Genomic DNA, 18080 nt, shown 5'->3' on the forward strand with positions numbered 1-18080 from the left:
ACCTGGCACCGGATTAAAAAAGCCCGCGTTGATCGCGGGCTTTTTTGTCTTAGTGGAAGTGCTCGGTGCCGGTGGCGGAGTCTTCCGGCATTTCGGCGTGGACCAGCTCGCCTGATGGATCGGCGAAGAGGGGCGCGCCGCAGTCGTCGCAGTATTCGGCGACATACTTTTCGCCCAGCTTCTTCACCTGCGATACGCCGGCGGCGTTCAGGTGCTCGACGATCTCCTCGACCGGTGTGCGCGGCTTGAGCAGTTCGGCCAGCGTGGTGCCGGACAAGCCTTCGGCCGGCGTGCCTTCCTCGTCCTCCTGGCCGTACAGCGGCCACACCACGCCGTACATCACGTCGCTGTCGGAACGACGCGTGAAGGCGACGCGGTATTCATCCACCTGGCCATCCGGCGCGGATTCATCGCCGAAGCCGGCAATCACCGCACGCAGGTCGGACGGCTCGCAATCCAGCGAATGCGTCAGGTAATGCACGGCGGCGCGGATCGAGACCGGACGGATCAGCTTGTCGGCTTCGCGGCAGCCGGTGTAATAGGCTTCCGGCAGCAGCAGTTCGACGCCGCAACCCGGCAACAGGCGCGCCACGGTCGGCGTGGCTTGCGTGGTCCATGCTGCCAGCGCATCGCGCCGAGCTTCGGCCTGGGCGGCGTGATGGGCGGGCTCCTGCCAGCGGAACAAGGGGCCATTGTGCGGCGCCACCACGGCTACCATCAGGTAGCGGGTATCGGCCAGGAAGGGCGCGGTTTCCACCACCTTGCTGTCGGATTTGACGGCCTGGCCTTTGAGCGCAGCTTGCGCCAGCTTGTGCACCTTCGAATAGGCTTCGGCATGGGTGCGCGGCAGCTGGTCGATCGAATACAGGGTGGACGACATCGCCATATGCGTGCCATCGGCCAGCAGGTGGGCGGAGAAGTGCGCCGACAGGGTGTTCAGGATGTCGGACGGGATCTGGCCCGAGGCAATCGAGAAGCGCGTCCAGGCCAGCACCGGTGCTGCCACCAGCAGGATGTCGTACTCGCGCGATTCGCCGTCGACTTCCACCACGATGGTGTCGGATTCGCTGACCGCTTCCACGCTGTCCATCAGGATGTCGTAGGCAGGCAGGTCCAGGCTGAACAGCGAGTTCAGGGCCGAGTCGACAGTATCCTGGTGTCCTGTGCGCAGCAATTTGTGCAGTTGGACATCCAGCGCCCGCTCCCAGTTACGCTCTTCAATGCGGCTGGCGGCCTGGCCCAGGGCTTGGGCGAGGGAGATAAGGCGCTGGCTGTCGGCAGATAATTTGTGGGTTGAATCTTTGGATGGGCGACGCATAGCGCTTTTCTTAATGAAAAAGGAAACCTTGGTACCCTTATTGTAGTGGATTCGGCAAGAGTTGGCGGCAAATGAACAGGACAATAAAAAACGCCACCCGAAGGTGGCGTTAGTTGCTTAAAAAATGGGGTACGTCCCCATTTTTTAGGCAGCCAGCAGCTGGCGCAGCACGAATGGCAGGATACCGCCGTGCTTGTAGTAGTCCACTTCGATCGGGGTGTCGATGCGCAGCAGTACTTGCACTTCCTTGCTCGAGCCGTCGGCGCGGTGGATCACCAGGGTGGCTTGCTGTTGAGGCTTGATTTCGCCTTCCAGGCCCTTCAGGTCGTAGGTTTCGCCCTTGCCGGTGATGCCCAGCGATTCAACGGAGTCGTTGCCGATGAATTGCAGCGGCAGCACGCCCATGCCCACCAGGTTGGAACGGTGGATACGCTCGAAGGAACGGCAGATCACAGCCTTCACGCCCAGCAGCTGGGTGCCTTTGGCCGCCCAGTCACGGGAGGAGCCGGTACCGTATTCTTCGCCGCCGAAGATCATGGTCGGGGTGCCTTCTTCAACGTAGCGCATTGCCGCGTCGTAGATCGACAGTTGTTCGCCCGATGGCTGGTGGATGGTGATGCCGCCTTCAACAGCGGAACCGTCGGCCTTGGCCGGGATCATCTTGTTCTTGATACGCACGTTGGCAAAGGTGCCGCGCATCATGATCTCGTGGTTGCCGCGGCGCGAGCCGTAGGAGTTGAAGTCGGCCTTCATCACGCCGTTTTCCTTCAGCCATTTGCCTGCCGGGCCGTCTTCCTTGATCGAGCCTGCTGGCGAGATGTGGTCGGTGGTGATGGAGTCACCGAACACGCCCAGTGCGCGCGCGCCCTTGATGCCGGTTTCGGCAGCTTTCGGGGTCATCGCGAAGCCATCGAAGAATGGAGGTTCTGCGATGTAGGTCGAGTCAGGCCAGTTGTACACTTGGCCTTCGGTCGACGATACGGCTTCCCACAGCTTGCCCGGGTTGCCTTTGACGTCGGCGTAGTTGGACTTGAACACTTTGGAGTTCATCGCGAACTTCATCAGGGCGGCGATCTCTTTCGAGGTCGGCCAGATGTCGCCCAGGTACACGTCCTTGCCATCCTTGCCCTGGCCGACTGGTTCGGTCATCAGGTCGCGGGTCACGTTGCCGGCGATCGCGTAAGCGACGACCAGCGGTGGCGATGCCAGGAAGTTGGAGCGGATGTTCGGGTGAATACGCGCTTCAAAGTTACGGTTGCCGGACAGCACCGCAGCAGCGACGATGTCGTTGCCGGTGATGGTGGCGTTCAGTTCCGGGGTCAGGTCGCCAGCGTTGCCGATGCAGGTGGTGCAGCCGTAAGCGGTCACGCCGAAGCCCAGTTTTTCCAGGTATGGCAGCAGGCCGGCAGCGGTCAGGTACTCGGTCACAACGCGCGAGCCAGGAGCCAGCGACGACTTGATGTGCGGAGCCACGGTCAGGCCGGCTTCCACAGCTTTCTTTGCCAGCAGGCCGGCTGCCAGCAGCACGCTCGGGTTCGAGGTGTTGGTGCAGGAGGTGATGGCAGCGATCAGGACGTCGCCGTTCTTCACGTTCACGCCATTGCTGGTGGTGTAGGTCTTGGTCAGTTCGTCGGCCTTCTTGTTGAAGCCGTTCTCGGTGGTTGGCTTCGAGAACAGTTCGGTGAAGGTGGACTTGACGTTGCCGATTTCGATACGGTCTTGCGGACGCTTAGGACCGGCCAGCGACGGTGCAACGGTGGACAGGTCCAGGTGCAGTTCGCGGGTGAAGTCGATGTCGCCTTTCTTCGGCACGCCGTACATGCCCTGTGCCTTGAAGTAGGCCTGGAATGCAGCGATTTCTTCCTTGGTGCGGCCGGTGCCTTCGAAATATTCGATGGTGGCGTCGTCGACCGGGAAGAAGCCCATGGTCGCGCCGTATTCAGGCGCCATGTTGGCGATGGTTGCGCGGTCGGTCACGGACAGGGACTCGGTGCCTTCGCCGAAGAATTCGACGAACTTGCCCACGACTTTTTCTTTACGCAGCATTTCGGTGATGGTCAGCACCAGGTCGGTCGCGGTGCAGCCTTCGCGCAGCGCGCCGGTCAGGTTGACGCCGATCACGTCCGGGGTCAGGAAGTACACCGGCTGGCCCAGCATGCCGGCTTCCGCCTCGATGCCGCCCACGCCCCAGCCCACTACGCCGATACCGTTGATCATGGTGGTGTGGGAGTCGGTGCCTACCAGCGAGTCAGGGTAGTACACGCCGGAGCCGTTGTGCACGCCGCGTGCCAGGTATTCCAGGTTCACCTGGTGGACGATACCGAAGCCTGGAGGAACCACGCCGAAGGTGTCGAAGGCTTGCATGCCCCACTTCATGAACTGGTAGCGCTCGTTGTTGCGCGAGAACTCCAGCTTCATGTTCAGGTCCAGGGCCTTCGGCTCGCGGAAGTGGTCGATGGTGACCGAGTGGTCAACCACCAGGTCCACCGGCACCAGCGGTTCGATCTTCTTAGGGTTGACGCCCATCTTGGAGGCGACGTTGCGCATGGCAGCCAGGTCGGCCAGCAGCGGAACGCCGGTGAAGTCCTGCAGCACAACGCGGGCTACGACGAATGGGATTTCGTCGGTGCGGGCAGCGGTGGCGCCCCAGTTAGCCAACTGCTTGACGTGCTCTTCGGTCACTTTCTTACCGTCGCAGTTACGCAGAACGGATTCCAGTACGACGCGAATCGATACCGGCAGGCGGGAAATCTTGGCGCCCAGTTCCTTTTCCAGGGCTGGCAGGGAGTAGAACTTACCCTTCTTTGCCCCGATCGGGAAATCCTTAAGCGTATTCAGTGTGTTGCGGGACATGTCCTCTCCTTATTGATTAAAGTCCGAGCGCTTGATCAGATGTCTTGCATTCGTTCGCCAGTTGGCGGTTCACCTTGGAATCCAGCAGCATGCCCTTGGCAGGGATGCCGATCCAGATCAGGCCTGCAATCTTGTTCTCGAAGCGTTGCGCACCGGTGGAGGTGGCTTCGCGAGTCAGGCGGTGCAGGCGGTTCTTCCAGCGCATGACGATGCTGTTGCCGTCGTCGGCGCTGCTGTAAATGGTGATCTTGTTGCCCAGCTCGCAGGCGTAATTGGTCGCCGTGCGCCCGCTCACGCTCGATTCCGACTCGCCTTGGGTGGCGGCGGGTTTGGCGGCTTTTTTAGGGGCTGCATGTGCGGATGGGGCGGCGATGGCGAGGGCCATGGCGCAGGCGGTGATCAGTTTCATAAACGACATTATTGGGTTCCTTTTGATTCGGCCACCCCGACTAGGGCGGCAACGGAGTCCGGCAGCGGCAGGCCTGCGAGCTTGGCTCGCTGCAGAACCGTCCAATAATAGCGATAGCTCGCGCGGTCATGCAAGCGACCATGCTGGTTAATCGGGCCCCACTGTACCTTCTCTGCCTCATGCAGGATGGTTGCGGCCTCGTTTACCTCGGATGCACGCGGCGTAAATGCTTTTATGACAGGTTTTATCTGACTCGGGTGGATGCTCCACATGCGCGTGAAGCCGAATTCCGCAGCTGCGCGCTGGGCGTCGGTCGCCACCACGGCGGAGTCCTTGATTTCAGTGGTGACGTTATGCGACGGCACCTTGCCGTGCGCGTGGCAGGCGGCGGCGATTTCCAGCTTGGCGCGCACCACCAGCGGGTGGGTGAACTGGCCCGGCGTGCGCATCGCGCTGCCCGGCACGGCCCCGTAGTGGGCCGAGACGAAGTCCATGATGCCGAAGGACAGGCATTCCACCTGGGGCAGGGCGGCGATATCGTGCACGTCGCGCAGCGCGCCGTGGGTCTCGATCAGCACGTGCACCGGCACCGGCGATGTGCGGCCGGACCTGGCGGCATGCTTGTTCACCAGTTCGATAGCGCGCGCGACTTCCTGCACGCTTTCCGGCTTGGGAATCACGATATAGGCCAGCTTGTGGCCTGCTTCGGTACAGATGATTTCGACGTCGCGCTCGAAGAACGCGCTGTTGACGTCGTGCACGCGGGCGCCGATGCGGTTGAAGGCATTGGCTTCGTCCAGCAGCAGCAGGGCGACCAGCTTGGCGTGGGATTCTTCGTTGCCGGCGGCGGCGCCGTCCTCGCAATCGAAGGTGATGTCGAACAGGGGACCAAGCTCTTGTTGCAGGGCCATGGATTTGCGCATCAGCTTTTCACTGCCGGCGTAGTGGTCGCAGGCAGGGAGCAGCAGCGGCTGGCGTGTGCCCTGGAATAAAACCTCGGATGGATGCATTGGTGCGTTAGATGAAACAACAGCCGCGCTGCCATCGGCAGCGCGGCGGGTACGGCGGAGCGGTGGTTTAACCGGTTCCACTGTAAGAGACGATTATGGCAGCAGGTGCTTCACGCCTTCACGCTCTTCGGTCAGTTCCTTCAGCGTGATGTTGATGCGCTCTTGCGAGAAGGCGTCGATGTCCAGGCCCTGGACAATCTTATATTCGCCGTTTTCGCAGATCACCGGGAAGCCGAACATGGTGCCTTCAGGGATGCCGTAGGAGCCGTCGGATGGGATGCCCATGGTGGTCCACTTGCCGTTGGTGCCCAGGACCCAGTCGCGCACGTGGTCGATTGCTGCCGAAGCTGCCGAAGCTGCCGAGGACAGGCCGCGTGCTTCGATGATCGCTGCGCCGCGCTTGCCCACGGTTGGCAGGAAGGTGTTGGCGTTCCATTCCTGGTCGTTGATCATGTCCTTGACCGATGCGCCGTCGATGGTGGCGAAGCGGTAGTCGGCGTACATGGTTGGCGAGTGGTTGCCCCATACGCACATCTTTTCGATGTCCTTGACGGCCTTGCCGGTCTTGGTGGCGATCTGGGACAGGGCGCGGTTGTGGTCCAGGCGCAGCATGGCGGTGAAGTTCTTCGCTGGCAGCGATGGAGCGGACTTCATGGCGATGTAGGCGTTGGTGTTGGCTGGGTTGCCCACCACCAGAACCTTGATGTTGCGCGAAGCGACGGCGTCCAGCGCCTTGCCTTGCACGGTGAAGATCTGCGCATTGGCTTCCAGCAGGTCTTTACGCTCCATGCCTGGGCCGCGAGGACGGGCGCCAACCAGCAGGGCCACGTCGGCGTCCTTGAAGGCGGTCATCGGGTCTGAGTGGGCGCTCATGCCGGCAACCAGGGGGAACGCGCAGTCGTCGATTTCCATCATCACGCCTTTCAGCGCTTTCTGGGCCTTCTCGTCAGGGATTTCCAGCAGTTGCAGGATGACTGGCTGGTCTTTGCCCAGCATGTCGCCGTTGGCGATACGGAACAGCAGGGAATAGCCGATCTGGCCGGCGGCGCCGGTAACGGCAACACGCATTGGGGTTTTAGCCATGGTGAATCTCCAAAGTGGACGTGAAAACGGTGTAAGCTCGTAATGATACGACAATTCGGGCGAGTGTAGGCGCCTGTCGACTGGCTGTCAATCCTATCTTATGTCTTATATAAGACATATAAGTTATAGGATTTTTCTGGACGTGAGGGGTTGGATGTGGTGGAATAGCGGGCTATGAATCCCGTCACGCCCAACCAGACCACTTCTGACGCCTTAGGCGCGGCCGGCGCTCCGTCCCCCACATTCTCTCCCCTGTACCAGCAGATCAAAGGCCTGATTACCCAGAGCCTGCAGTCCGGCGAATGGAAGCCGGGCGAGATGATCCCCAGCGAAGTCGAATTAGCCAACCGCTTCAAGGTCAGCCAGGGCACGGTGCGCAAGGCGATCGATGAGCTGGCGGCGGAAAACCTGGTGATGCGCCGCCAGGGCAAGGGGACGTTCGTGTCCACCCACCATGAGGCGCGCGCGCACTTCCGTTTCCTGCGCCTGGTGCCGGACGAAGGTGTGCCGCATTACCCCGAATCCCGGTTTATTGAAGTCAAGCGCCTGCGTGCGCCCGCCGAAGTGGCGCGCCTGCTCGACCTGAAATCGGGCGACGCCGTGGTCTACATCAAGCGCGTGCAAAGTTTCGACAACGTGCCAACCATCGTCGAAGAGCTGTGGCTGCCCGGCGTGATCTTCAAAGGCCTGACGGCAGAGCGCCTGAATGAATACAAAGGCCCGATGTACGGCCTGTTCGAGTCCGAATTCGGCACTCGCATGATCCGTGCACAAGAAAAGATCCGGGCTGTGTGTGCCGAGGAGGGCGATGCCGCGCTGCTCAAAGTTGCGGCAGGCATGCCGCTGCTGTGCGCCGAACGCGTGTCCTTCACTTATGGCGATAAACCGGTCGAATTGCGCCGCGGCCTGTACCTGACGGAACGGCATCATTATCAAAATGATCTCAGTTAAGGTGCGCTGCAATAATATTTTGGTGATATGTAACAATACATATTGGTCGTAAGTGCAAAAATCGGCGAAAATCGTAGCTTCGCCAAGTTTGGCAAATCATTTGTAATAAAGCATAGGGAGGTTGTATATGACTGAAGCCGTGCGGGAAACCCCAAAAAAAGAGCGGCCAGAATTCCGTAACATCCACGTTACGGATCTGATGAACTACCGACTGCCGATGGCTGGCATCGTCTCCATCCTGCACCGCATCAGCGGCGCCCTGATGTTCCTGCTGTTGCCGTTCGTGCTGTACCTGCTGCAGGAGTCGCTGCGCTCCGAGTACACCTTCGCCAACTTCATGCTCATCGCCTCCCACCCGATCGCGAAGCTGGTCATGCTGGCCCTGGTCTGGGGCTACGCCCAGCACTTCTGCGCCGGCGTACGCCACCTGGTCATGGATACCCACGTCGGCCTGGACAAGGATTCCGCGCGCAAGTCCGCCACCGTGGTGGTCGTGATCACTGTCATCGTGACCGCGCTGGTCGCCCTGAAATTGTTTGGAGTGTTCTAAATGGCTAACAATAACATCGGCCCAAAACGCCTGGTTGTCGGCGCCCACTACGGCGTCAAGGATTGGCTGGTCCAGCGCGTGACCGCCGTGCTGATGGTGGTGTACACCGCCGTCCTGTTCTTCATGATCTTCACCTCGTCGACCCCGTCGTACGAAGGTTGGGCGGAACTGTTCGCCAAGCAGTGGTTCAAGCTGTTCAGCGCCGTGACCCTGCTGGCCCTGTTCTATCACGCCTGGGTCGGCATCCGTGACATCTGGATGGACTACATCAAGCCGGTCGGCCTGCGCCTGTTCCTGCAAATCGCTACCATTGGCTGGCTGGTCGCCTGCGCCGCCTGGTCGCTGCAAATTCTGTGGAGTGTGTAAATCGTGGCAGCTATTAAATCTGCAATCCCAACCCGTCGTTTTGACGCGGTGATCGTTGGCGCCGGCGGTTCCGGCATGCGCGCCTCCCTGCAACTGGCGGAAGCCGGCCTGAATGTAGCCGTGCTGTCCAAGGTGTTCCCGACCCGCTCCCACACCGTGGCAGCGCAGGGCGGCATCGGCGCCTCGCTGGGCAATATGTCGGAAGACAACTGGTACTGGCACATGTTCGACACCGTCAAGGGTGGCGACTACCTCGGCGACCAGGATGCGATTGAATTCATGTGCCGCGAAGCACCGAAAGTCGTCTACGAGCTGGAACACTTCGGCATGCCTTTCGACCGCAACCCGGACGGCACCATTTACCAGCGTCCGTTCGGCGGCCACACCGCGAACCTGGGCGAGAAGCCAGTGCAGCGCGCCTGCGCCGCGGCCGACCGTACCGGCCACGCACTGCTGCACACACTGTACCAGCGCAACGTGCGCGCCCGCACCCACTTCTTCGTTGAGTGGATGGCCCTGGACCTGGTGCGCGATGCCGACGGCGACGTGGTTGGCGTGGTTGCCCTGGAAATGGAAACCGGCGAATGCATGATCCTGGAAGCCAAGACCACCATCTTCGCAACCGGCGGCGCAGGCCGCATCTTCGCAGCATCGACCAACGCCTTCATCAACACCGGTGACGGCATGGGCATGGCGGCACGTGCCGGCCTGCCGCTGCAAGACATGGAATTCTGGCAGTTCCACCCGACCGGCGTGGCCGGCGCGGGCGTGCTGATCACCGAAGGCGTGCGCGGCGAAGGCGGCATCCTGATCAACTCGAACGGCGAACGCTTCATGGAGCGCTACGCTCCGACCCTGAAAGACCTGGCGCCACGCGACTTCGTGTCCCGCTCCATGGACCAGGAAATCAAGGAAGGCCGCGGCTGCGGTCCTAATAAAGACCACGTTCTGCTGGACCTGCGCCACATCGGCTCCGAAACCATCCAGAAGCGCCTGCCGTCGATCCTGGAAATCGGCCACAAGTTCGCCAACGTCGACGCGACCAAGGAACCGATCCCGGTCGTTCCGACCATCCACTACCAGATGGGCGGCATCCCGACCAATATCCACGGCCAGGTAGTCGTGCCTAACGGCGACGGCAGCCAGAAGATCGTGAACGGCCTGTACGCCATCGGCGAATGCGCCTGCGTCTCCGTGCACGGTGCAAACCGCCTGGGCACCAACTCCCTGCTGGACCTGGTGGTGTTCGGCCGCGCAGCCGGCAACCACGTGGTGGCACAGAACCTGAAGCAGAAGGAAAACAAGCCTTTGCCGAAGGACGCAGCCGACTTCGCAATGAACCGCCTGAACCACCTGGAAACCGCTACCGGTGGCGAGCGCGTGCAAGACGTCGCCAACGACATCCGCGCCACCATGCAGAAGTACTGCGGCGTGTTCCGTACCGACGACATGCTGGCCAAAGGCGTAGAAGAAATCCTGAAGCTGGACGAGCGTCGCAAGCACGTTTCGTACAACGACAAGTCCAAGGTGTTCAACACCGCCCGCGTGGAAGCGCTGGAACTGGACAACCTGATCGAAACTGCAAAAGCGACCATCGTATCGGCCAATGCGCGTAAGGAATCCCGCGGCGCCCACGCCCAGGACGACCACCCGAAACGCGACGACGAAAACTGGATGAAGCACACGCTGTGGTTCTCCGAAGGCAACCGCCTGGAATACAAGGCAGTCGTCACCAAGCCGCTGACGGTCGAAACCTTCAAGCCAAAAGCACGTACTTTCTAAGCAAGGGCCTCACAACATGGCACGCACTCTCAAATTCAAGATTTACCGCTACGATCCGGACAAGGACGCCAAGCCTTACATGCAAGACCTGACGGTCGAACTGAAAGACACCGACAAGATGCTGCTGGATGCACTGCAGCGCATCAAGTCCGATGTCGATGATTCGCTGTCGCTGCGCCGCTCCTGCCGCGAAGGCGTGTGCGGTTCCGACGCGATGAACATCAACGGCAAGAACGGCCTGGCCTGCACCACCAACCTGAACGAGCTGAGCGAGCCTATCGTGCTGCGCCCGCTGCCAGGCCTGCCGGTGGTGCGCGACCTGATCGTCGACATGACCCAGTTCTTCAAGCAATACCACTCGATCAAGCCGTTCCTGATCAACGACTCGATCCCTCCGGAGAAAGAGCGCCTGCAGTCGCCTGCGGAACGCGAAGAACTGGACGGCCTGTACGAGTGCATCCTGTGCGCCTGCTGCTCGACTTCCTGCCCGTCGTTCTGGTGGAACCCGGACAAGTTCGTCGGTCCAGCCGGCCTGCTGCAAGCCTACCGCTTCATCGCCGACTCGCGCGACGAAGCCACCGGTGAGCGCCTGGATAACCTGGAAGACCCGTACCGTCTGTTCCGTTGCCACTCGATCATGAACTGCGTCGACGTGTGCCCGAAAGGCCTGAACCCTAACAAGGCGATCGGCAAGATCAAGGAACTGATGGTGCGTCGCGCCATTTAATAAACATGGCCGAACTCGAAAAACGAGCGCATCAGGCCGATCCGACCAACCGTGCGCGCCTACGCTGGCGCGCACGACGGGGCCTGCTGGAAAACGACCTTATCCTGACTCGTTTCCTCGATGCGCACGAAGCAGGATTGACCGACGAGGAAGTGGACGCGTTCACGCGACTCCTCGATTTGTCGGACAATGCACTGATGGATCTGGTCTTGGCCCGCAAGGAGCCGGAAGGCGAAATAGACCTGCCGCATGTACATGCGTTACTGGCTCGCCTGCGCCAAGCCTGAGTTAAGTTTTTTTATTTGCTGCATCTCTCCCAAAGGAAGAGTCCATGAACATCTCTGATACCAAAGCAACGCTATCGTTCTCCGACGGCGGCCCATCGGTCGAAATGCCGATCTACAAGGGCACCGTGGGCCCGGACGTCATCGACATCCGCAAGCTGTACGGCACCACCGGCAAATTCACCTACGACCCAGGCTTCATGTCCACCGCGTCGTGCAACTCCTCGATCACCTATATTGACGGTGACAAGGGCGAGCTGCAATACCGCGGCTACCCGATCGAACAGCTGGCCGTGAACGCCGACTTCATGGAATCGTGCTACCTGCTGCTGAACGGCGACCTGCCGAACGCAGTGCAGAAGAAACAGTTCGTCGACACCGTGACCAAGCACACCATGGTCCACGAACAGATGCAATTCTTCTTCCGCGGCTTCCGCCGCGACGCGCACCCGATGTCGGTACTGGTTGGTACCGTCGGCGCGCTGGCATCGTTCTACCACGACTCGCTGGACATCAACGATGCCAAGCAGCGTGAGATTTCGGCCATCCGCCTGATCGCCAAGCTGCCAACCCTGGTTGCCATGGCATACAAATACTCGATCGGCCAGCCGTTCGTGTACCCACGCAACGACCTGTCGTACTCCGCCAACTTCATGCGCATGATGTTCGGCAATCCATGCGAAGAGTACAAGGTCAACGACGTGCTGGTGCGCGCCCTGGACCGCATCCTGATCCTGCACGCAGACCACGAGCAGAACGCCTCGACCTCGACCGTCCGTCTGGCCGGTTCCTCGGGCGCCAACCCATTCGCCTGTATCGCTGCCGGTATCGCTTGCCTGTGGGGCCCTGCCCACGGCGGCGCGAACGAAGCTGCACTGAACATGCTGAAAGAAATCGGCACCGTCGACAAGATCCCGGCTTTCATCGCCCAGGTGAAAGACAAGAACTCCGGCGTCAAGCTGATGGGCTTCGGTCACCGCGTGTACAAGAACTTCGACCCACGTGCCAAGCTGATGCGCGAAACCTGCCACGAAGTGCTGCAAGAGCTGGGCCTGCAAGACGACCCACTGTTCAAGCTGGCCATGGAACTGGAAAAGATTGCGCTGAACGACGAATACTTCGTCTCCCGCAAGCTGTACCCGAACGTGGACTTCTACTCCGGCATCGTGCAGTCGGCCCTGGGCATCCCGGTGTCCCTGTTCACCGGTATCTTCGCCATGGCCCGTACCATCGGCTGGATCGCCCAGTGGAACGAAATGATCGCCGACCCGGAGCAGAAGATCGGCCGCCCACGCCAGCTGTTCGTTGGCTCGGCAGTGCGCGACGTGCCTCCGCTGAAAGACCGCAAGTAGTCCTTGCAGCCTTCTCGGGGAAAAAGCGAGCTTCGGCTCGCTTTTTTTATTCCCAGCGAAGGCAAAATGTTGTCAATTCGAAAGATTTCAATAATACTATCGGGTTCGACGTCTTCTTCTGCGAATTTAAGGAATCAACTTGTCTGCGAACGTTCATCAAGCGAGCCAGTGCGGGAAAATTGTCAGTATCCACCCGATTGGGCGACTGGGCCTGCTCTATCCTGTGCTTGCCGTCTTGCTGATTGTCACGGCTATTGCACTGGCCTTCGTCGCCGCCGACGCCCAGGCCACGGTGAGGGATGTCGACTTGCCTGTATTCTTGAGAATAATTGCTGGAATATGCGGATTGCTTGCCATCGTCATTGCCGTCCGCTGGTATAGGCTCAAAGGCTCAAGCCTGACGGTGTTCGAGAAGGGAATGGCCTATAGGCTCAGGGGCAAAACCCATTTCTTCGGCTGGCGCGAGGTGCAGTACGTGACTGTTCGCGCCACCAAATTGCTCGGCTTCCCCACTCGACGCACATGGGTCAAGGTAAGGTTGGCGCCCCAGACCACCCTGAAGTTCTCCGACAGCTATAAGGAGGTTTTCGTGCTTGGCATCAACCTTCTCACGCTGACAGCGGCGGAGATGGTTCCGCTTGTGATTGCGAAAATGGAGCATGGGGAGACGGTGGATTTTGGTGCGCTTAAGGTCAGCCGTGACGGGCTCCGCAGGCGCTTCGGCAAGGTTTCCTGGGCAGAAGTCGGTGATGCAGAACTAAGGGCGGGGCAAGTCATCATCAAGAAAAAGGGGCGCCGGATTCCTTGGGGGCGGCCTCACTCCTTCCAGATCAAGAACCTCTTCGTTTTTCTGGCGGTACTTGAACACTTCACTCAAATCGATACTGGCCCGGCTAAGATTCCGCAACAAATGGTTGCATTGGCTTGAGCAAGCGCCGTTTGACGAGATCGTTGAGTAATCAAGAATTCGGTGCCAGGTCTGTCATTTGGACACGCAAGCTGCACGTTTGATCTAACTCAAGATGTTGTCCTTTGACGAATATATTGATGAATCATGCTCACCAACTTGGTGCGTCTTGAGATTGATCAAAGGTGCGTGCGCATTGTCCAAATGACAGACCTGGCACCGAATTCTGGCTCCGAATTCGGCACCGAATTCTGGCAACGTATCCGCCCGATTAGGTATCGTCATCTGCTACCTGTGGGAGCGCCATGTTAACGCTGGCGATTAAGGTTGATTTCCCTTGGATATGGAAATCCAGCCTGCCATCATGCCAATTCTTAAATTTGGCGAGGAAATAGCGGATGTTGAAATGGATTTTTCTGGCGGCTTCTCTGTTGGCGGCTCGTGCCTGGTCTGCTGATATTCAAGAGCTGCGAGTCGATGGGATGCGGCTGTCAATTCCATATGCGGATTTCATCAAGGTGCGGCCGGAAGCGGTGGGGCAAAACGGTTGGCATATGTATTCTCCTGTGCCCCAGGATAAAAAGGAATTGGGATTCTCGGTGCGGGGATATATGCGTGGCTTCGAAAGCGGGCGCGGGTGTTCGGCTGCAATTGGGTTCTCGAATACAAGCGCTGTTGAAACCGAAAAGCTGAGTCAGAATATCGCGGCTCTGCTTACTGCACATAAGATGGTCAAAACGACCGTGGTCGAGCAGGGTGGCACGCGCTTTAGTTATTGGGAAGGGCCGGGCGCTTATGCTTCAATTGATAGGCTTATCAAAGGAAGCGAATCCTTTGGCGTTTCGTTGCAAATGACGCTGAAGAGTTGCCCTGATAGCGCTGACCAGTTCAAGTCACGCCCTCCAACCAAAAAGTAGGACGTCAAGACAGAAATTCGTCGAGCGCGGATTAACTGGATCAAGCGAGCTACGGCTCGCTTTTTCTTGCCATATTTTTTTACTGTGGCCAGTCATGCTGCAACTTGGCACGTTTAGGCTTAATTTTGGTTTGACGGCATTGTAGTCCTCCAGGTAGTGACGGGTTCTGTTATCGTTGAGCCCATCCAGCTACTGCAGCCAAGTACTTTCTCATTTCACGGAGGCTTGCTTGTTCACCCGTCGTACCCTCATTCTCGCCACCGCGCTGGCAATCCCTGTTGCGGCCCAAGCTGTCCCGAATACTTCCGATACCCGACTGCTATCCGAGCCGGCGATTTCCAAAGAAAACATTGCATTTATCTATGCTGGCGACGTCTGGTTGGCCGACCAGAATGGCCGGGATGTGCGGCGTCTAACCTCGGATATCGGCGAAAAGTCTAATCCGGTCTTTTCTCCCGATGGCCGGTCAATCGCCTATAGTGCGAATATAGACGGCAATACGGATGTGTTTATCCTGCCGATTGCCGGCGGGATTCCACGCCGTTTGACTTGGCACCCGGGTGCGGACGTGGTGCAAGGTTTTACGCCGGATGGGGCGCAGGTCTTATTCACGTCGCCGCGCGTGGCGTTTAATAACCGGTACCGCAATCTATTTACCGTTCCGGTAGGGGGTGGCGTCGAAACGAAGCTTGAGATCGCAAACGCCGCGCGTGCGACTCTTTCGCCTGATGGGCGGTCCATCGCTTATAACCCGACTTCGCCGGCATTCTTGCAATGGAAGCGTTATCGTGGTGGCTTGAATTCGATAATCTGGCTGTTTAATCGCGACACTCTGGTGGTGGAGCGAATTCCGCAACCTGCCAGCCGTGTTAATGACGCGGATCCGATGTGGGTGGGAGATAAAGTCTATTTCCGTTCTGATCGCGATGGGGAATTTAATCTTTACGTTTACGACACGCGCAGCAAAGCAATTAGCCAACTGACCCGGCATACCGATTTTCCCGTATTGAATGCGGCATTATCCGGTGGAAGAATTGTGTATGAGCAGGCAGGTTATCTGCATATGCTCGACCTCGACAGTGGTGTGGCTGCCGGCCGCAGGCTCGCGATCGGCGTCAGCGCCGACCTGGGCTTGTCGCGGGAGCGCTGGGTGCGTGGGGCGAAATATATTCGCGCGGCTTCAGTGTCGCCATCGGGGGCAAGGGTGGCGTTTGAATTCCGCGGCGACATCGTCACGCTTCCGGCTGAGAAGGGCGATATTCGCCATTTGACGCAGACGCCGGGGGCTCACGAGCGCGGGCCAGCCTGGTCGCCGGATGGGCGCCAGGTTGCCTACTTTTCGGATGAAAGTGGCGAGTACGCTTTGCATGTCCGACAACAAGACGGCAAGGGCGAGTTGCGCAAGTTCAAACTGAATGGCTCCGGATTTTTCGAGCGCGCGGCCTGGTCGCCGGATAGCAAGAAGATTGCCTTTATCGATAATTCCTGGACGCTGTATTTCATCGACCTGGCGACGGGCGTGCAGACGAAGGTTGCTACCGAACCCATGTACGGCGTCGACAAGTCGCTGCGCGGCACCTGGTCGCCGGATTCGCGCTTCATCGCTTACACGCTCAATTCGCTGAGCTACACGCGCACGGCCTACATCTATGCGCTGGAAGAAGATAAATCCCATGCGGTGACGGACGGGCTATCCGATGTCGCCAACCCGGTGTTCGACCGCAATGGCAAGTACTTGTACTTCTTCGCATCCACCGATGCGGGACCGAGCAACAACTGGTTCTCGCTGCAGAACCAGGATAACCACCCGACGCGTTCACTCTGGCTGATGGTGCTGAGGAACGATGTTCCGTCGCCGCTGGTGCGCGAAAGTGATGAAGAGAAGGGTGCGGCAAGTGCACCGCCTGCGCCGAAGGAGCCACCGAAGGATGGTGCCGCAGGCGACAAAAATGAAGAACGCGTTCTGGCCGACACTTCCACTAGCCGCGGCGCGGACGCCAAGGCGAAAGCCGCCGCTGCGACGGCCAAGCCGCCGGCTCCGATGCGCATCGACTGGGAGGGTATTTCGACCCGAGTGATCGACATGCCGCCGCCGGTATCCGAATACTTCGATCTCGAAGCCGGCGGGGAAGGGCAAATCTTCTTCCTGCGCGAAGTGGATGGCAAGCGCCAGGTCCAGCGCTTCGACCTGAAAGAGCGCAAGACCGAAACCATTGTTGCGGACGCGGAGGACTTCGAAATCAGCGCTGACGGTAAGAAGATCGCCTGGCGTTTGAAAGAGCAGTGGAATATGGGCTCCGCCACCGGCAAGCTGCTGTCGCCGTCCGAGGGCAAGCTGCGTGTGGAAGCCATCGAAACCAAGGCCGACCCGCGTGCGGAATGGAAGCAGATCTACGATGAAGTCTGGCGCATCAACCGCGACTACTTCTATGACCCGCATATGCATGGCGTGAACTGGAAAGCCATGCGCGACAAATACGCCCAGTTCCTGCCTGACGTCGCCACGCGCAGCGACCTGAATCGTGTGATCCAGTGGCTGTGCAGCGAACTGGCGGTCGGCCACCACCGTGGCGGCGGCGGCGATAATTTCATCGATGCCAAACCGGTGCCGGGCGGACTGCTTGGCGCCGACTACGAAATTGCCAATGGTCGCTATCGCTTCAAGAAGGTCTACGGTGGCCTGAACTGGAACCCGACGCTGCGTGCGCCATTAACCGAGCCGGGTCTTAACGTGAAAGTGGGCGAGTACCTGCTGGCGGTTGATGGCCGTCCGCTGGCGCCGCCGACCAACCTGTATAGCGCCTTCGAAAATACCGCAAACAGGTCGCTGGAAATTACGGTCGGCCCGAGCGCGGATGGCAAGGGCGCGCGCCACATTACGGTAGTGCCGGTGGCGAGCGAAGATGCGCTGCGCAACCGCGACTGGGTAGAGGGGAATATCCGTAAAGTGGATGCCGCAACCGGCGGGCGTGTGGCGTATGTCTACGTGCCGAATACTGCGAGCCTGGGGCACACTTACTTCAAACGCTACTTCTATCCGCAGTCGTACAAGGACGCGATCATTGTCGATGAGCGATTCAATGGCGGCGGCAGCCTGGCCGACTATTACATCGAGCTGCTGCAGAAGCAGGAGATCGCGTGGTGGGCCATGCGTTATGGTGCGGACATGAAGACACCATCCGCTTCGATCCAGGGCCCGCGCGCGATGCTGATCGATGAAACGGCCGGCTCGGGCGGCGACCTGCTGCCGTGGATGTTCCGCAAGAATAAGCTTGGCCCGCTGATCGGCAAGCGCACTTGGGGCGGACTGGTTGGCATCCTCGGCTTCCCGGTGCTGCTGGATGGCGGCACGATCACGGCGCCGAACCTGGCGTTCTGGACACGCGAAGGCGGTTGGGGAGTTGAGAATGAAGGCGTTGCGCCGGATATTGAAGTCGACCAGAATCCGGCGGATGTGATTGCGGGCCGCGACCCGCAGCTTGAAAAAGCGATCGAGGTGATCAAGGCCGAACTGGCGAAGTCACCGCCAAGCCGTCCGCCGCGCCCCGCTTATCCGGACAAGAGCCGTTGA

15 protein-coding genes are annotated in these 18080 nt (G+C 59.5%); 10 read left to right on the forward strand and 5 right to left on the reverse strand.

Features of this window, described 5'->3' with window-relative positions; translation table 11 throughout:
- Nucleotides 1-49: 49 nt before the first annotated feature.
- From ASD07_RS14820 to ASD07_RS14840, 5 genes are all read right to left on the reverse strand, one after another.
- The gene (locus ASD07_RS14820; RefSeq protein ID WP_055931443.1) at nt 50-1318 is read right to left on the reverse strand and encodes a DUF2863 family protein; all 1269 of its coding nucleotides are present in this window, start codon (nt 1316-1318) and stop codon (nt 50-52) included.
- Nucleotides 1319-1462: 144 nt separating this feature from the next.
- Entirely contained in the window at nt 1463-4171 is a 2709-nt protein-coding gene (acnA, locus tag ASD07_RS14825; protein ID WP_055931445.1) for an aconitate hydratase AcnA, read from the reverse strand.
- 16 nt (nt 4172-4187) lie between these two features.
- Nucleotides 4188-4589 carry a hypothetical protein gene (locus ASD07_RS14830; protein WP_055931447.1) on the reverse strand — a complete coding sequence of 134 codons (402 nt, stop codon included), beginning with the start codon at nt 4587-4589 and terminating at the stop codon, nt 4188-4190.
- Entirely contained in the window at nt 4589-5590 is a 1002-nt protein-coding gene (locus ASD07_RS14835) for a CoA ester lyase (protein ID WP_055931449.1), read from the reverse strand. The genes ASD07_RS14830 and ASD07_RS14835 overlap by 1 nt, the downstream gene beginning before the upstream one ends.
- A gap of 93 nt (nt 5591-5683) precedes the next feature.
- On the reverse strand, nt 5684-6673 hold the full coding sequence (locus ASD07_RS14840) for a malate dehydrogenase (protein WP_055931451.1): 990 nt from the start codon (nt 6671-6673) through the stop codon (nt 5684-5686).
- Nucleotides 6674-6847: 174 nt separating this feature from the next.
- Between ASD07_RS14840 and ASD07_RS14845 the strand changes: the two genes are divergently transcribed.
- From ASD07_RS14845 to ASD07_RS14890, 10 genes are all read left to right on the forward strand, one after another.
- Nucleotides 6848-7624, forward strand: coding sequence for a GntR family transcriptional regulator (locus ASD07_RS14845; RefSeq protein WP_055931453.1), 777 nt, complete (start codon nt 6848-6850; stop codon nt 7622-7624).
- A 127-nt stretch (nt 7625-7751) separates the two neighbouring features.
- Nucleotides 7752-8174, forward strand: coding sequence for a succinate dehydrogenase, cytochrome b556 subunit (gene sdhC / locus ASD07_RS14850; RefSeq protein WP_055931456.1), 423 nt, complete (start codon nt 7752-7754; stop codon nt 8172-8174).
- Nucleotides 8175-8540: a succinate dehydrogenase, hydrophobic membrane anchor protein gene (gene sdhD / locus ASD07_RS14855; protein WP_055931459.1), complete on the forward strand. Its 366-nt coding sequence runs from the start codon at nt 8175-8177 to the stop codon at nt 8538-8540. It abuts the gene before it with no gap.
- A 3-nt stretch (nt 8541-8543) separates the two neighbouring features.
- A complete protein-coding gene (gene sdhA, locus ASD07_RS14860) occupies nt 8544-10322 on the forward strand; it encodes a succinate dehydrogenase flavoprotein subunit (protein ID WP_055931463.1) in 1779 nt (592 codons plus the stop codon).
- Between the two features lie 16 nt (nt 10323-10338).
- Nucleotides 10339-11049 (forward strand): succinate dehydrogenase iron-sulfur subunit, encoded by a 711-nt coding sequence (locus tag ASD07_RS14865; protein WP_055931466.1) that lies wholly within the window; start codon nt 10339-10341, stop codon nt 11047-11049.
- 5 nt (nt 11050-11054) lie between these two features.
- The gene (locus tag ASD07_RS14870) at nt 11055-11336 is read left to right on the forward strand and encodes a succinate dehydrogenase assembly factor 2 (protein WP_055931468.1); all 282 of its coding nucleotides are present in this window, start codon (nt 11055-11057) and stop codon (nt 11334-11336) included.
- A 44-nt stretch (nt 11337-11380) separates the two neighbouring features.
- Nucleotides 11381-12685 (forward strand): citrate synthase, encoded by a 1305-nt coding sequence (gltA, locus tag ASD07_RS14875; protein WP_055931470.1) that lies wholly within the window; start codon nt 11381-11383, stop codon nt 12683-12685.
- 139 nt (nt 12686-12824) lie between these two features.
- Complete coding sequence (locus tag ASD07_RS14880) at nt 12825-13613, forward strand: DUF6585 family protein (protein WP_055931473.1); 789 nt, start codon at nt 12825-12827, stop codon at nt 13611-13613.
- Between the two features lie 377 nt (nt 13614-13990).
- Nucleotides 13991-14509, forward strand: a complete 519-nt coding sequence (locus ASD07_RS14885) for a hypothetical protein (protein ID WP_055931476.1) — start codon at nt 13991-13993, stop codon at nt 14507-14509.
- Nucleotides 14510-14684: 175 nt separating this feature from the next.
- A complete protein-coding gene (locus tag ASD07_RS14890; protein WP_229207144.1) occupies nt 14685-18080 on the forward strand; it encodes a S41 family peptidase in 3396 nt (1131 codons plus the stop codon).

It is taken from the genome of Duganella sp. Root336D2 (assembly GCF_001425005.1).
In the GTDB taxonomy this organism is placed as follows: Bacteria; Pseudomonadota; Gammaproteobacteria; order Burkholderiales; family Burkholderiaceae_D; genus Rugamonas.